The organism is Lichenibacterium dinghuense (genome assembly GCF_021730615.1).
Classification (GTDB): domain Bacteria; phylum Pseudomonadota; class Alphaproteobacteria; order Rhizobiales; family Beijerinckiaceae; genus Lichenihabitans; species Lichenihabitans dinghuensis.
This window is the reverse complement of record NZ_JAJLMN010000001.1, coordinates 1,964,778-1,978,733: the sequence shown is the minus strand read 5'-3', so window position 1 is coordinate 1,978,733 and position 13,956 is coordinate 1,964,778. Positions and strand designations below refer to the sequence as shown.

Genomic DNA, 13,956 nt, shown 5'->3' with positions numbered 1-13,956 from the left:
CGCCGCGTTCGGCGTCTCGCCCGATCCGAACCGCCGAGGGCGGTGTTTGGATCGGGGTTATCGCGATGTCGAGGGACGCGCATGGGATACGACAACACGCCGACCGTGGTGGTGGTGCGGGTGCCGATCCGCGGCGGCCTGCTGATGGTGCGCCGCGCGCTGCCGGGCGAGGGGCAGGGCAGGCTCGCGCTGCCCGGCGGCTATCAGATGGCGGGCCAGACCTGGCGGGAGGCCGGCGCCCGCGAGGTGCTGGAGGAGACCGGCGTCGCGGTCGACGCGGCGGCGCTGCGCCTCGTCGCCGTCGAGACCACGCCGGACCGGCGCCAGAACCTGCTGTTCTGCGAGGCGCCCCCGGCGGTCCACGACGGGCCCTTCGTCCACGACGCGGAGGTGAGCGAGGTCGTGGTGATCCGCGCGCCGGTCGAGACGGCCTTCCCGCTCCACACGGCGCAGGTCGAGGACTTTTTCGCGTCCCGAGAACAGGACCGCAGTTAGCCTGGACTGCTCCACGAAGCTCGACGTCATCGCGAGCGCAGCGCAGCGATCCAGTGCGCGGGTGCGGCTGGTCTCGGCCCGGTGGCGCTCCCCACGGCTGGATCGCTTCGCTGCGCTCGCGATGACGGCTCGGACGCTCTTGCGATGAGAGCGAAGGCACCCCATTCTACCATCCATGTGGATGGTCATAGGATGGTGCGATGGCCGGCAAGGACCTGCAGCCGAGCGCGAGGCCGGCCGACAGCGAGAAGATCACGATCAACCTCGGCTTCGTCGACCTCGGCCAGATCGACCTGCTGGTGCGGGACGGCTTCTACGCGAACCGGACGGACTTCATCCGCACCGCCATCCGCAACGGGCTCGACCGCCACGGCGAGGCGGTGAAGCAGTCCGTGGCGCGCAAGCGCCTGAGCCTCGGCCTCACCCACTACGGGCGCCGGGAGCTCGAAGCCGCGGTGGCGGCGGGCGAGACGCTCGACATCCAGGTGCTGGGCCTCGCCACCATCGCGTCCGACGTCACCCCGGAGTTGGCGCGCGCCGCGATCAGCTCCGTGCAGGTGCTGGGCGCTCTCCACGCCAGCGCCGCCGTCAGGGCCGCCCTCGCCGACCGCACGCTCTGACCGCCGGCCGCCCCGGCGTCCCCCGACGACGACGCTCCCCGCCCCGGCGGCGAACGAACCCCCGTGCCCGAAGGGCCACACCCATGCTGAAGCTCCCCGCCTTCGACCTGTCACGCCTCCCCCAGCTGCCGTCCCTCGACGCGCTCCGGGCCAAGCTGCCGCCCATGCCGGCGCCGGGCGCCCCCCGCGCCGACCTCGCCCCGGCTCTGCGCGACATGCTGGCCCGCCTGGCCGACCTCAAGCCCGGAGCGCCGGCCTGCGAGATGGGCCCGCGCCGCGGCGTCGCGGCCGAGGTGGCCGTGCCCGAGGGCGCGCGCTTCGACGAGCACACCCACCGCGGCTCGCAGGGCGCGCTCGGCTACCGGCTCTACGTGCCGAGCGCATATGCCGGCCGGCCGATGCCCCTCGTGGTGATGCTGCACGGCTGCACCCAGTCGCCCGAGGATTTCGCGGCCGGCACGCGCATGAACGAAGTCGCGGAGGAGCACGGCTTCCTCGTCGCCTATCCGCGCCAGACCCGGAGCGCCAACGCGCAGAAGTGCTGGAACTGGTTCGACGCCGCCGGCCAGATCCGCGACCGCGGCGAGCCCGCGCTGATCGCCGGGCTGACGCGCGACGTGATGCGCGAGTTCGCGGTCGATCCGGGGCGCGTCTACGTGGCGGGCCTGTCGGCCGGCGGCGCCGCGGCGGCGATCCTCGCGCAGCTCTACCCGGACCTCTATGCCGCCGCGGGCGTGCATTCGGGCCTCGCGGCGGGCGCCGCGCGCGACATGCCGGGCGCCTTCGCGGCCATGCGGGGCGGCGGGCGCGAGGGGCCGGGCCGCGCCATGCCGACGATCGTGTTCCACGGCGACGCCGATCCCACCGTGGCGCCCGTCAACGGCGACCAAGTGATCGTCCAGGCGCGCGGCGGGGCGACGCTGGCCGCCGAGGCGACGCGCGGGCGATCCGAGGGCGGCCTCGGCTACACGCGCCGGGTCGAGAGCGACGCGGCCGGGCTGCCGATGACGGAGCACTGGCTCCTGCACGGCGCCGGCCACGCCTGGTCGGGCGGCAGCGCCGCCGGCTCCTACACCGAGCCGCGCGGCCCCGACGCCAGCCGCGAGATGCTGCGCTTCTTCCTGCGGCACCGGCTCGCGGCCTGAGGCACTCGCTCGACCGCCTCGGTCGAGCCCGGTCGGCCTCCTCTCAGGCGGTCCTCCTCCTCCGCTCGGCAGAGGAGGATCAGCGCACGACGGCCGCCGCCTCGATCCTCCTCCGCCTGCGGAGGAGGCGGACCGGATTCGACGGATCCGATCCGTCTCGAACAACGGACTGACGCACCACGGCGGCTGCGCTAGTCTTCCATCCATGGTCGAGGACGACGCCGCGCCGCCGCCCGTCCCGCTGCCGGCCCGTGCCGCGGCGGCGGCGCGGGGGCTCGCTCACGCGGTCCTCCACGGCGCGCTCGACGTGGTGTTCCCGCCCGGCTGCATCGCGTGCCGGCGCAGCGTCGAGCGGGGCGCCGGCCTCTGCGCCGCCTGCTGGCGCTCCATGCGCTTCATCGAGCGGCCCTATTGCGAGCGGCTGGGCCTGCCCTTCCCGCAGGACTTCGGCCCCGGCCTGCTGTCGCCCGAGGCGATCGCCCACCCGCCCGTCTACGGCCGGGCGCGGGCGGTGGCCCATTATGACGACGGGCCGGCGCGCCGCCTCGTCCACGCGCTGAAATACGGCGACCGTCTCGACCTCGGCCGCCCGATGGGCGCCTGGATGGCGCGCGCCGGCGCCGAACTCCTCGCCGAGGCGGATGTGGTCGTCCCCGTGCCGCTGCACCGGATGCGGCTGTGGCGGCGGCAGTTCAACCAGGCGGCCGTGCTGGCGCGCGAGGTGTCGCGGGCTTCCGGCGTGCCCTGGGACCCGCTGGCGCTCCGGCGCGTGAAGTCCACCGCGAGCCAGGTCGGCATGACGCGGCCCCAGCGCATGGACAACGTGCAGGGCGCCTTCGCGGTCGCGCCGGAGCGCGGCGCCGCCGTCGCGGGGCGGCGCGTGCTGCTCGTCGACGACGTGCTGACCACCGGCTCGACCCTCAACGCTGCGTCCCGCGCGCTGCTGCGCGCCGGCGCGGCGGGGGTCGACGTGCTGGTCTTCGCGCGGGTTGTTACGGAAAGTTGACGGGTCCATATGAGGCGGGACCCGATCCACCGGACCCCGCGAGCCCATGCCGCCCGTCACGATCTACACCACGCGCTTCTGCCCCTATTGCGCCGACGCGAAGGAGCTGCTGCGCCGCAAGGCGGTGCCCTTCGACGAGATCGACGTGTCGGGCGACCGCCAGGGCCGCGCGGCCATGACGGAGCGCGCGGGCGGCCGCACCAGCGTGCCGCAGATCTTCATCGGCGAGCGCCACGTCGGCGGCTGCGACGACCTTTACGCGCTCGACTCGGCCGGCAAGCTCGACCCCCTGCTGGCCGCCTGAGCGTTCGACGGCCTATGATCCGCTACGCGCTGCTCTGCGCGAAGGACCACAGCTTCGAGGCCTGGTTCCCGGACAGCGACGCCTTCGACCGGCAGAGCGAGGCCGGGCAGGTCGCGTGCCCGGCCTGCGGCGCCGCGGAGGTCCGCAAGGCCGTGATGGCGCCCGCCGTGCGCCGCTCGGCCGAGAAGCGCGGCGCCCGCCCCCCCGCCCCGCCCGCCGCGGCCCCGGAAGCATCGCCGCCCGTCCCCGCGCCGCCGCCATCCCCGCCGATCGCCGACGAGGGCTTCGCCCGCATGCGGGCGGCCCTGCGCGAGCTCCACGCCAAGCTGAAGCGCGAGGCCACCGACGTCGGCCCGGCCTTCCCCGTGCAGGCCCGCGCGATCCACGAGGGGGACGCGCCGCCCCGCGCCATCTACGGCACCGCCACCGACGACGAGGTGCGCGAGCTGATCGAGGACGGCGTCGGCATCCTGCCCATCCCGGCGCTGCCCGACGACCGGAACTGAGGCCCTAAAGCGCACGCACGCCCCGGAACCGCCGCCGCCGAGGCCGCATTGCGGCTTGGACGCAGCAGTCGAGAGCGAGCGGAGCGACACATGGACCAGCACGAGGAACACGCCCGGACCAAGGTGATGGAGATCTGCAAGGAGCTCGGCATCGCCATGCTGTCCACCCGCGGGCCGGACGGCAAGTTCCACAGCCGCCCGATGGCGGTCAGTGACGCCGAGTTCAGGGGCAAGCTCTACTTCCTGACCGACGTGCGCTCCGGCAAGACCCACGACCTCGAGACCGACCCCGAGACGATCGTCACCTTCTCGGACGCCAAGGCGCAGAAATACGTCGCCATGCGGGGCCGCGGCACCATCACCACGGACAAGACCGCCGTGCGCGACCACTGGACCCCCGCCGCCAAGGCCTGGTTCCCCAAGGGCGTCGACGATCCCGACATCGCGGTCATCACCGTCGACATCGAGGACGCGGAATATTGGGACGCCCCATCGGGCAAGATCGTGGTCCTCTACGCCTACGCCAAGGCGGTCGTCACCGGCCACAAGCCCGGCAACGTCGGCGAGCACGAGCGCGTGTCGCTGGGCTGACGCCCGGGCCGGCGCCGTCCGGCGCCGGCGGGTCTAAACATGGTTGAGTGTGGACCCGCGGCGGATGTCCGATCCTGCGAAGCGAATCGTCGACTCACGGGAGGACAGACCGGCGTGGACATGAGGGGGAGCGCGTTTCCGCCGGCCGTGGTGGCCATCCCGGCCCACGACGAGGCGGAGCGCATCGGCGCCTGCCTGGCCGCCCTGGCGATGCAGCGCGACGGCCGCGGCGCGCCGATGCCGGAGGGCAGCTTCTCCGTGCTGGTGCTGGCCAACAACTGCCGCGACGCCACGGCCGGGCTCGCCCGGGCCTTCGCGGCCGTGGCACCCTTCCCGCTCCACGTCGTCGAATGCGTGCTGCCGCCCGCCGAGGCCCACGCCGGCGGCGCCCGCCGCCGCGCCATGGACGCCGCCGCCGACCTGCTCCCGCCGGGGCGGGGCGGGGTGATCCTGACCACCGACGCCGACAGCCGCGCGCAATCGTGCTGGGTGTCGGCGACGCTGGCCGCCTTCGCCGCGGGCGTCGACGCCGTCGCGGGCTACATCGACGCCGACCCGAGCGAATATCTGGCGCTCGGGGCGGGCTTCCTGGGCCGCGGCCGGCTGGAGGACCGCTACCTGTCGCGCGTGGCCGAGCTCTACGCGGCGCTCGACCCCCGCCGCCACGACCCCTGGCCCAACCACCGCGTCCATTCCGGCGCCGGCATCGCGGTGACGCTCGCCGCCTATCGCGCCATCGGCGGGCTGCCGGTGCGCCCGCTCGGCGAGGACAGCGCGCTCGCGGGGACGCTCGACGACGCCGGCTTCCTGATCCGCCACAGCATGGAGGCGGCGGTGACGACCTCCTGCCGCTTCGACAGCCGCGCGCCGGGCGGCGCCGGCGACACCATGCGGGCGCGCCACGAGGACTTGGAAGCGCCCTGCGACGGCGACCTCGAGCGCGCCGACCGCCTGTTCCACCGCGCCCGCACGCGCGGCCTCCTGCGCCGCCTGCACGCGGCGGGGCGGCTCGGCGAGAGCCTCGGCTGGCGCCGCCGCCTCGGGCTCGACCGCGACGCCGCGGCCGCGCTGGTCCTCGCCGGCGCCGACCTCCCCTTCTCCCACCTGTGGCGCCGCGCCGAGGCCGAGAGCCCGGCCCTGCGGCTCGGCGAGCCGCTCCGCCCTTCCGCGCTGCCGGCCGAGATCGACGCCATCGAGCGGCTTCTGCGCCGGCTGGAGCGCCTGGGCGTGACGGCCGACACCGCCGCGGCGCGCTTCTCGCCCATCGAGGTCGAGCGGGGCGGCGCGGCGATCGCCTTCTCGCCCCTCAGTCCGCCGCGGACAACAGGTCCAATCGGTATTGCGGCTCTCGCCGAGACGCCGACCTCCGCCATCGCGGTGCCGCGGCGGCGATGAACAGCTCCGCGGCCTCGTCGCCGCCGAGCGGGTAGTCGGTCTCGCCGAGCCAGTGGCAGAGCACCATGGCGCCGTCCGGCTCCAGCGCGGCGCGGCAGCGCGCCGCCAGCGCGGCGAGGTCGGGTCGGGACAGGTAGTAGAGCACCTCCGACAGGACGATCAGGTCGTAGCGCCCTTCGGGGAAGTCGCGCGGCAGCGTCGCCTCGCGGAAGGCGACGCCGGGCCGGTCGGCGTTGGCGGCGCGCGCCTCGCCGAGCGCCGAGGGCGAGGTGTCGAGCGCCAGAACGGCGCCGCAGCGGTCCGCCAGGAGGCGTGTGAACACGCCGATCGAGCAGCCGACCTCCAGCGCCGAGCGGTAGCGCGGCCGCGGCAGGATGCCGAGCGTGGCCTCGTATTTCCCGCGCTCGTAGGGGCTCGTGCGGAAGTCCCAGGGGTCGATGGTGCGGGCGTAGATGTCCTCGAAGTAGCGGCTGTCGAGCGAGGGCCGGGCGTCCGTCACGTCCGCACCTCGATGAAGGTTTCGACCGCGCCGAGGAAGGGCGCGAGCTGCTCCGCCGTGAAGCAGAAGGCGTCCGGATCGTCGTCGATCATGCGCGTCATCTGGGACGGGTAGCGGTCGATCGCGCGGCGCTTGTCGTCGCGGGCCTCCGCGATGTCGAGGCGGTAGCCGCGCGGATCCGGCTCGTCGAACGCGTCCCCGCGCGGCAGGTGCAGGCCCCACACCGGGTAGGCGTAGAGCGCCGCGCCGAGCCGCGCCGCCGCGGCGCGCGCCATGGCGAAGGCGGTCTCGTGGTCGCAATGCGGGTCGCGGCCCCAGGTCACGAACAGCGTGCGCACGTCGGTCGCCTCCGCGCGGGCCACGATGGCGTCCACGGCCGCGTCGAACGCCGGCCCCTCCGACGGCGTCGCGGCGTCGCGGAGCGCGAGGAAGCCGAGCCGGTCCTCGGGCAGGCCGAGCTCGGCCGCGGCGCGCTCCGCCTCGTCCCGGCGCAGGGCCGTCAGGCGCTCGGGCGGATGGCTCGGGGAGTTGCGGTGCGAGGCGGCGCCGTCGGTGAGGATCATGACGTGGCCCTCGATCCCGGCGCGGCCCGCGAGGGCCAGCAGGCCGCCGCAGCCCAGCGTCTCGTCGTCCGGGTGGGGCGACAGCACCAGGAAGGGCGCTCCGCCGGTGAGGTCGCCGACCGTGCCGAAGGGGAGAGCCTCCAGGGCGTCGAGGTAGTCGCCGACAGTCACGCGTCCCTCCACAGGGTGCGGGCCGGCGCCGGGGCGGCGAGCACGGCCGCCGCGGCGTCCGCCATGGCGCCGTCGGGCGCCGGCTGGCGCAGGTAGGTGGCGAGGTCGCGCGCCACGCGCTCGGCCGGGTGCGGCCGCATGAAGGAGTTGAGGCCGAGGCCGCGGTGCACGGCCTCCACGACATCGAGGCCGGCGCGCTCGGTGACGCCGCGCGCGAGGCCCACGTAGGCCAGTACCTCGGCCGCTGGCCGCGCCTCGGCCGCCACGGTCCGGGCCGCCTGTTCGACCCACAGCGCCGCCGTCTCGGCCGCGGTGGCGCAGGCGGCGATCCGCTGGCGCTGGTAAGGGTGGGCACCCCGGCCGAGGCGGTTCAGGTCGGCGCGGTAGAGGTCGAGCAGGCGCTCGACCGCGCCGAGCTGCACGGCGCAGAAGCGCCAGGCGCCGCCGAAGAAGTTCGGCTGGCGGCGGTAGTCGTCGTCGCCGCCGATCACTTGGCCGGGCCCGACCGGCAGGCCCTCCAGGTCGACCGTGCCCGTGCAGGTCGAGCGCATGCCCTGCGCGGTCCAGCGCGACAGGTCGGCGCGCTCGCCCGCGCCGAGATGCGGGATGGTCATCACCGTAGCTTCGCCGCGCGCCACGGGCACGAGCGGCCGCGTCACCGAGCCGACGCCGGAGGCGAGGATCTTGGCGCCGCGGAGGCGCCAGCCCGCGCCGTCGCGCTCCAGGGTCGCGGGCAGGGCGCCTTCCGCGTTCCACACGCCCGACATGGCGCCGGCGCGGACGTCGTCGGCCAGGGCCGCGAGCTGCTTCGGCGTGCCGTAGCGCGCCACCAGCGCGACCGCGTTGACGTGGCCCTCATAGAGCCGCCCGACCGACAGGTCGCCGCCGCCGATCGCCCGCAGCACGTGGCACAGCGCACCCGCGGCGTCCGGCTCGACCAGCCCGGCGCCGCCGAGCCGCGCCGGGAAGGGCGCCATCATCAGCGCGGCGGCGTGGAGCAGCGCGAAGGCGTCGTCCGGGAAGGAAGCGGCGGCATCGCGCGCCGCGGCGCCGGCGAACAGCTCCTCGGCGACCTCCGCCGCGGCGGCGACGATGTCGCCGGCCGCGACCGGTGGCGAATGCGTCATGCCGGGCGTCCTCCCGCTCCCGCGGCGGGCTATCCCCGGGCGCCGGGGCGCCGCGTCAGCAGCGGAGGTCCTGCTTGCGCAGGCTGAAAACCGTCGCGCCCGAGAAATTGGTCCAGTGATGGGGCGGAATGTTGCAGGCCGTGAGCAGATCCGCGTCGAAGCGGTCGCGCAGGTCGTAGTTGTCCGGGATCGGGAACAGCATGCCGAGCGTGCGCTGCAGCGTGTCGACCGAGAAACGGCGCACGTGCAGCGAGGGCCCGAAGCGGCGCAGCTTCTCGTCGGGGCCGCCGACGATCAGCTCGTCGGTGAAGTCGCCGGGCAGGATCGGCACGGAGAACAGCATGGTGCCGGCGTCGCTGAGCGAGCGGGCGAGGCGCAGCAGCACGGCCGAATAGTTGGCCTCAACGTGTTCGAGCACGTGGTTGTGGACGATGAGGTCGTAACGGTCGAGCGGCAGGTCGAACACGTCCTCGGTGAGGTCGAAGCGCTGGACGTTCAGGCCCGGATAGCGGTCCGGATCGATGTCGAGGGCGCGGTAGTTCGGGCCGCCGATCTCGCGCAGCATCAGGCTCAGGCCCCGCTCGGGGGCGAAGTGTAGGATGTGGGCGCCCGAGGCCGGCTTCAACGCCTCGGTGACGTGCAGCGCCGCCACGCGGGTGCGCTCCAGCGAGCCGCAGTCGGCGCAGCGCACCGCGGGACGCTTGGGCATGTCGGTGAAGCGGGAGCCGCCGCAGATGTTGCATTGCATGGGGCCGGTGTGCCCCGGCGCGGGGCGCGGTGCAAGGCGCGAACCGCCCTTCTCCCGCGAGGGGAGAAGGGACTCCCCGCCCGTCAGGCCGCCCCGGGCTCGAACCGCATCGCCACGCCGTTCATGCAGTAGCGCAGGCCCGTCGGGCGCGGGCCGTCGTTGAAGACGTGGCCGAGGTGGCCGCCGCAGTTGGCGCAGTGCACCTCCGTGCGGGGGATGCCGAGCGTCCAGTCGCGGCTCTCGCCGACCGCGCCGTCGAGCGGGCGGAAGAAGCTGGGCCAGCCGGTGTGGCTGTCGAACTTGGTGTCGGAGGCGAAGAGCGCGGCGTCGCAGCCCGCGCAGGCGAAGCGGCCGGGGCGGTGCTCGTGGTTGAGCGGGCTCGAATAGGGGCGCTCGGTGCCCTCGCGGCGCAGGACGTCGTAGGCCCGCGCGCCGAGCCGCTGCCGCCAGTCCTCGTCGCTCCGGGCGACCGGGAAGCTGCCCTCGACGGCGTGGGCCTGCCGCGGGAAGCCGAGCTTCGCCCCGAGCGCGGCCAGCACGGCGCCGATCCCCAGAACCTTCCGCCTGTCGACCGCCATCGCTCCCTCCTCCGGGCACGTTCCGCGTGCCGGAAACGTTACGTTGCGACGGAGATGGGGTTTCACCGGAGGGTGCGCCATGGGACATCTGGACGAGGCCGCGCTGCGGCACGGCCGGCACCGCGTCGGCGACGTCGTGCTGCACGCCGTCGAGGCCGGGCCAGCGGACGGGCCGGCGGTGATGCTGCTGCACGGCTTTCCGGAGTTCTGGTTCGGCTGGCGTCACCAGATCGGCGCGCTGGCCGCGGCGGGCCACCGGGTCGTGGTGCCGGACGGGCGGGGCTACAACGCGAGCGACAAGCCCCGGGGCACGCGAGCCTACCGCCTGTCGCGGCTCGCCGGCGACGCCGTCGGCCTCGCCGACGCGCTCGGCATCGACCGCTTCCGGCTCGTCGGGCACGACTGGGGCGGCGTGGTGGCCTGGGCGACGGCGGCGCTCCATCCGAACCGCGTCGAGCGGCTCGCCGTGCTGAACGCGCCGCACCCCGACACCTTGGGACCCTACGCGCTGACCCACCCCACCCAGGCGCTGCGTAGCTTCTACGTCGGTGTGTTCCAGCTGCCGCGGCTGCCGGAGGCCATGCTGAGCGCCGGAAAGTTCCGCGCGCTGCGGCGCTCGCTGGTCGAGTCGAGCCGGCCGAACACCTTCACCGAGGCCGAGCTCGACCGCTACGCGGCGGCCTGGTCCGAGCCCGGCGCGCTCACCGGGATGTTGAACTGGTACCGCGCCCTGCGCCACCGCGAGGCCCGGCCGCTGCCCCGCGTCGAAGCCGAAACGCTGGTGCTGTGGGGCACCGAGGACCGCTTCCTGGAGACGCCCCTCGCCGCCGAGGCCGCGAAGCGGTGCCGCTCGGCGAGGGTGCGCTACCTTCCCGCGACCCACTGGCTGCAGCACGAGGAGGCCGACGCCGTCAGCGCCGCGCTGAACGCCTTCTTCGGGGCGGCCTGAGCCGGGCCGGCGCGGCGCAGCCCACCGCCCCCCGCACTGTCACCGGCACGGCCTCGGATAGGCCAGCAGGCCGTTGACGAGGTCGTTGAGCCCGCAGCCCAGGCGATCCCCGGCGGTGCCCGGGCCGAGCGAGAACACGGCGGCGATCAACACGAGCGCCAGCACCGCCACGGCCGCCAGCGTGAACTCGTCGAAGCGGGACGCGGCGCGCCCGCGGTCTCGACGTTTCCTCGGCGGGTCGGACATGGGCGATCCCCGGTCCTGGTGGAGCGCCCGGCGGTTCGGCACGCCGGGCGAGGGCGTCAATCGTAGTCCCACGCGTCCGGCGACACGCCGAGCAGGAGGTCCTCGACGTTGATCCACGGCGTGGTGTGGCCGGCGCCGTACATGCGGTCGGCGATCCGTTCCAGGCGCTTCCGGTGGACGACGAAGCGGCGCAGCATCTCGGCGCCGTTCCGGGCGTGGCTTTCCTCGAGCTCGTCGACGGCCTCGCGGAACACGTGGCAGCGCACCAGCCCGTCCCGGCTCTGCATCGTGAAATGCAGGCCGAACGGATCGACGGCGGCGGGAAGGTCGGTGCTGGTCAGGCGCAAGGTCTTGGGGGGCTCCGGGTGTCGGCGGGATCGCTCGAACGCGGACTTATAGGGCGTCCCGCCCGTCTCCGCCGCACCGGCGCGTCCGATCGGCCGCCTCCGGCCGTCGCGCCCGGCAGGGCAGGCGCCCCCATCGCGGCAGGCCCGGCATAGCGATGTTGGGACGCAGGATTCCGATTATGCGTCATCTTGCCGCAGGATGGTAACGGGCCGCCGCGGGATGCGAAAGATGGGCGACGTCCAACTCGGAAGGGCCAGAAATCTCACGATGCCATCGATCTGTCCCGCCCAGATCCGCGCCGCTCGTGCCATGCTCGACTGGTCCATGCTGGATCTGGCGAAGGCCGCCCGGATCTCCATCTCGACCGTAAAACGGTTCGAGGGTGGTGGCCTTCAGATCGTCTCCGACGACGTGGTGGGACTGATGCAGGCAGCCGCCGAAGACGCCGGCATCCTCTTCCTGCCTGACGACGGCGACGGGCCGGGGGTGAGGCTGGGGCGCCGCTGACGGGACGGCGCCGCGGCGCGGGACTGGGGCCGTCCCCTATTCGGGGCCCAGGGCAACCCAGGCCAGGGCCAGCACGACCACCACGACGATCCCCCCGACGACGTATCCCGCTGTGATCAAGCCGAAGGCCCCCCGTTCCGAGGGGATTTTCGATCGTGGGTCGATAACGGTTACGGCCATGTGCATCCGTGGTAGTCCCGACGAGACGGGCTCGCCGGGGCGGCGGCTCGGATGGCGCCCCTGCGCGGCGTCAGGACGCCAGCGCGATCTCCCCGCCGGCGGGCGCGCGGATCTCGAGGTCGACCTCGAGGGTGGACAGCGTGTCGCCCTTGGCCATCTTGACCCGCACCTGGTCGCGATCGATGGCGCAGTGCTTGGCGATCACCTGCAGGATCTCCTCGCGCAGGATCGCCACGAGGTCGGAGCGGCCGACCAGCGAGCGCTCGTGGGCGAGCAGGATCTGGAGCCGCTCGCGCGCCACGGGCGCGCTGTCGCGGACGCCGAGGAACTTGAGGAGCTTCATGCGGCCTTCCTTCCGAACAGCATGCCCATAATCCCCTTCTTGTCGCGGGGGATCGTCACGTCGAGGTTCTCGCCGCGCAGGCGCCGCGCCGCGTCGATGTAGGCCTTGGCGGGCACGCTTCCCGGGTTGTTGAGCGTCACCGGCGCGCCGACGTTGGAGGCGCGCAGCACGTCCTGCGATTCCGGGATGATGCCGAGCAGCGGGATCGACAGGATCTCCAGCACGTCCTCGGTCTTGAGCATGTCGCCGCGCTGGGCGCGGGCGTGGTCGTAGCGGGTGAGGAGCAGCAGCTTCTCCATCCACTCGCCGCGCTCGGCCTTCACGGTCTTGGAGTCGAGCAGGCCGATGATGCGGTCGCTGTCGCGCACCGACGACACCTCGGGGTTGGTGACGATGATGGCGAGGTCGGCGTGGCGCATGGCGAGCTGGGCGCCGCGCTCGATGCCGGCTGGGCTGTCGCAGATCACCCAGTCGAAGCGCGTCCGCAATTCCGCGATGACGCGCTCGACGCCCTCCTCGGTCAGCGCGTCCTTGTCGCGCGTCTGCGAGGCGGGGAGCAGGTAGAGCGTCTCGCAGCGCTTGTCGCGGATCAGCGCCTGGCTGAGATTCGCGTGGCCCTGGATCACGTTGACGAGGTCGTAGACCACCCGGCGCTCGGCGCCGAGGATCAGGTCGAGGTTGCGCAGGCCGACGTCGAAGTCGACCACCACCACGTTCTGGCCCGACTGCGCCAGCGCGGCCCCGATGGCGGCCGTCGACGTGGTCTTGCCGACGCCGCCCTTGCCCGATGTCACCACGACGACCTGCGACATGCCCCTGCCTCCTTGAATGTTCATCAGTCCAGGCCCGCGATGACGAGCGTGTCGCCGCTGGTCCAGGCCTGGATGGCCTTGCCGCGCAGCGTCGCGTCCATCTCGTCCGCGGTCTTGTAGATGCCGTCGATCGCCAGAAGCTCGGCGTGGAGCTTCGAGCAGAAGATGCGGCCGTCCTTGTGGGCGAAGCCCGCCATGGCGCGGCCCCGCAGCGTCCCGTAGATGTGGATCGAGCCGCCCGCCATCACCTCGGCGCCCGAGGCCACCGAGCCCAGGATCGTCACGTCGCCCTCCGCGAAGGTGATCGACTGGCCGGAGCGAACCGGCTTGTCGATCATCAGCGACGGCACGGTGCGGATCTGCTGGGCCGCGACGGCGGCCGCCACCGCGGCGGCGTCGGGCTGCGCCACGTCGGGCACGGCCGGCGCGGAGGCCGGGCGCCCGCCCTCCACCATCGGCGGCAGCCGGTCGAGGTCGGCGCCGAGCCGCTCGGGGTCGGCGCCCTCGATCGCCATGACACGGATCTTGCGGCCCTGCAGCTTGTCCATCAGGCGGACCAGCTGGTCGCCCTCGTCCGCCATGGCGCTGAGGTCGGCCACCACGGGGCGGCTGGTGAAGTAGCCGGGCGAGCGGCCGAGCAGGTCGTCGAGGCCCAGGAGCCAGGCGTCGATCGGCGGCTCGGGCCGCAGCACCAGCGCCATCAGCGAGCGGCCGCGGAACCGGACGGGGGTGGAGGGGGAGGCTTGAACCGACATGCCGCTTAAGGGTCCTTTAATGACCACGATCTGACGCCCGCGCGGTTAACAGACCGTTAAAGTTGGTT

At 73.8% G+C, this 13,956-nt stretch carries 20 protein-coding genes; 10 read left to right on the top strand and 10 right to left on the bottom strand.

The annotated features are described in order from the left end of the window. The first annotated feature begins 81 nt into the window (after nucleotides 1-81). From L7N97_RS09595 to L7N97_RS09560, 8 genes are all read left to right on the top strand, one after another. Nucleotides 82-495: an NUDIX domain-containing protein gene (locus tag L7N97_RS09595; protein WP_237478085.1), complete on the top strand. Its 414-nt coding sequence runs from the start codon at nucleotides 82-84 to the stop codon at nucleotides 493-495. 200 nt (nucleotides 496-695) lie between these two features. After that, complete coding sequence (locus L7N97_RS09590) at nucleotides 696-1,115, top strand: CopG family transcriptional regulator (protein WP_237478084.1); 420 nt, start codon at nucleotides 696-698, stop codon at nucleotides 1,113-1,115. A gap of 83 nt (nucleotides 1,116-1,198) precedes the next feature. After that, a complete protein-coding gene (locus tag L7N97_RS09585) occupies nucleotides 1,199-2,260 on the top strand; it encodes an extracellular catalytic domain type 1 short-chain-length polyhydroxyalkanoate depolymerase (protein ID WP_237478083.1) in 1,062 nt (353 codons plus the stop codon). A gap of 205 nt (nucleotides 2,261-2,465) precedes the next feature. Then, complete coding sequence (locus L7N97_RS09580; RefSeq protein WP_237478082.1) at nucleotides 2,466-3,266, top strand: ComF family protein; 801 nt, start codon at nucleotides 2,466-2,468, stop codon at nucleotides 3,264-3,266. A 46-nt stretch (nucleotides 3,267-3,312) separates the two neighbouring features. Further along, on the top strand, nucleotides 3,313-3,570 hold the full coding sequence (gene grxC, locus L7N97_RS09575) for a glutaredoxin 3 (RefSeq protein WP_237478081.1): 258 nt from the start codon (nucleotides 3,313-3,315) through the stop codon (nucleotides 3,568-3,570). A gap of 14 nt (nucleotides 3,571-3,584) precedes the next feature. Then, on the top strand, nucleotides 3,585-4,076 hold the full coding sequence (locus L7N97_RS09570; RefSeq protein WP_237478080.1) for a DUF1178 family protein: 492 nt from the start codon (nucleotides 3,585-3,587) through the stop codon (nucleotides 4,074-4,076). 90 nt (nucleotides 4,077-4,166) lie between these two features. After that, nucleotides 4,167-4,667, top strand: coding sequence for a pyridoxamine 5'-phosphate oxidase family protein (locus L7N97_RS09565; protein ID WP_237478079.1), 501 nt, complete (start codon nucleotides 4,167-4,169; stop codon nucleotides 4,665-4,667). A 120-nt stretch (nucleotides 4,668-4,787) separates the two neighbouring features. Then, the gene (locus L7N97_RS09560; protein ID WP_237482132.1) at nucleotides 4,788-6,062 is read left to right on the top strand and encodes a glycosyltransferase; all 1,275 of its coding nucleotides are present in this window, start codon (nucleotides 4,788-4,790) and stop codon (nucleotides 6,060-6,062) included. Here the strand turns inward: L7N97_RS09560 and L7N97_RS09555 are convergent. The 5 genes from L7N97_RS09555 to msrB all read right to left on the bottom strand — a co-directional run bounded on the left by L7N97_RS09555 (nucleotide 5,974) and on the right by msrB (nucleotide 9,748). Continuing rightward, nucleotides 5,974-6,561, bottom strand: coding sequence for a class I SAM-dependent methyltransferase (locus L7N97_RS09555; protein ID WP_237478078.1), 588 nt, complete (start codon nucleotides 6,559-6,561; stop codon nucleotides 5,974-5,976). The genes L7N97_RS09560 and L7N97_RS09555 overlap by 89 nt on opposite strands. Continuing rightward, nucleotides 6,558-7,295 (bottom strand): PIG-L deacetylase family protein, encoded by a 738-nt coding sequence (locus tag L7N97_RS09550; protein WP_237478077.1) that lies wholly within the window; start codon nucleotides 7,293-7,295, stop codon nucleotides 6,558-6,560. Before L7N97_RS09550 ends, L7N97_RS09555 begins: the two co-directional genes overlap by 4 nt. After that, complete coding sequence (locus tag L7N97_RS09545; RefSeq protein ID WP_237478076.1) at nucleotides 7,292-8,422, bottom strand: acyl-CoA dehydrogenase family protein; 1,131 nt, start codon at nucleotides 8,420-8,422, stop codon at nucleotides 7,292-7,294. The genes L7N97_RS09550 and L7N97_RS09545 overlap by 4 nt, the downstream gene beginning before the upstream one ends. 55 nt (nucleotides 8,423-8,477) lie before the next feature. Next, a complete protein-coding gene (locus L7N97_RS09540) occupies nucleotides 8,478-9,170 on the bottom strand; it encodes a class I SAM-dependent methyltransferase (RefSeq protein WP_237478075.1) in 693 nt (230 codons plus the stop codon). Nucleotides 9,171-9,253: 83 nt separating this feature from the next. Further along, entirely contained in the window at nucleotides 9,254-9,748 is a 495-nt protein-coding gene (msrB, locus tag L7N97_RS09535) for a peptide-methionine (R)-S-oxide reductase MsrB (protein ID WP_237478074.1), read from the bottom strand. A gap of 79 nt (nucleotides 9,749-9,827) precedes the next feature. Here msrB and L7N97_RS09530 point away from each other — a divergent pair, with 79 nt between their 5' ends. Continuing rightward, nucleotides 9,828-10,697 carry an alpha/beta fold hydrolase gene (locus tag L7N97_RS09530; protein ID WP_237478073.1) on the top strand — a complete coding sequence of 290 codons (870 nt, stop codon included), beginning with the start codon at nucleotides 9,828-9,830 and terminating at the stop codon, nucleotides 10,695-10,697. Nucleotides 10,698-10,736: 39 nt separating this feature from the next. On the opposite strand, the gene L7N97_RS09525 is transcribed toward L7N97_RS09530, so the two are convergent. Next, nucleotides 10,737-10,943 (bottom strand): hypothetical protein, encoded by a 207-nt coding sequence (locus tag L7N97_RS09525; protein WP_237478072.1) that lies wholly within the window; start codon nucleotides 10,941-10,943, stop codon nucleotides 10,737-10,739. Nucleotides 10,944-10,999: 56 nt separating this feature from the next. After that, a complete protein-coding gene (locus L7N97_RS09520) occupies nucleotides 11,000-11,290 on the bottom strand; it encodes a DUF1488 family protein (RefSeq protein ID WP_237478071.1) in 291 nt (96 codons plus the stop codon). 229 nt (nucleotides 11,291-11,519) lie between these two features. On the opposite strand from L7N97_RS09520, the gene L7N97_RS09515 reads away from it, so the two are divergent. After that, nucleotides 11,520-11,798 (top strand): helix-turn-helix domain-containing protein, encoded by a 279-nt coding sequence (locus tag L7N97_RS09515; protein ID WP_237478070.1) that lies wholly within the window; start codon nucleotides 11,520-11,522, stop codon nucleotides 11,796-11,798. A 250-nt stretch (nucleotides 11,799-12,048) separates the two neighbouring features. On the opposite strand, the gene minE is transcribed toward L7N97_RS09515, so the two are convergent. From minE to minC, 3 genes are read right to left on the bottom strand one after another with little or no spacing between them, the layout of a single operon-like run. Next, on the bottom strand, nucleotides 12,049-12,321 hold the full coding sequence (gene minE / locus L7N97_RS09510) for a cell division topological specificity factor MinE (RefSeq protein WP_237478069.1): 273 nt from the start codon (nucleotides 12,319-12,321) through the stop codon (nucleotides 12,049-12,051). Then, the gene (gene minD, locus L7N97_RS09505) at nucleotides 12,318-13,133 is read right to left on the bottom strand and encodes a septum site-determining protein MinD (RefSeq protein ID WP_237478068.1); all 816 of its coding nucleotides are present in this window, start codon (nucleotides 13,131-13,133) and stop codon (nucleotides 12,318-12,320) included. The genes minE and minD overlap by 4 nt, the downstream gene beginning before the upstream one ends. A 23-nt stretch (nucleotides 13,134-13,156) precedes the next feature. Then, nucleotides 13,157-13,888 carry a septum site-determining protein MinC gene (minC, locus tag L7N97_RS09500; RefSeq protein WP_237478067.1) on the bottom strand — a complete coding sequence of 244 codons (732 nt, stop codon included), beginning with the start codon at nucleotides 13,886-13,888 and terminating at the stop codon, nucleotides 13,157-13,159. Nucleotides 13,889-13,956 lie beyond the last annotated feature (68 nt).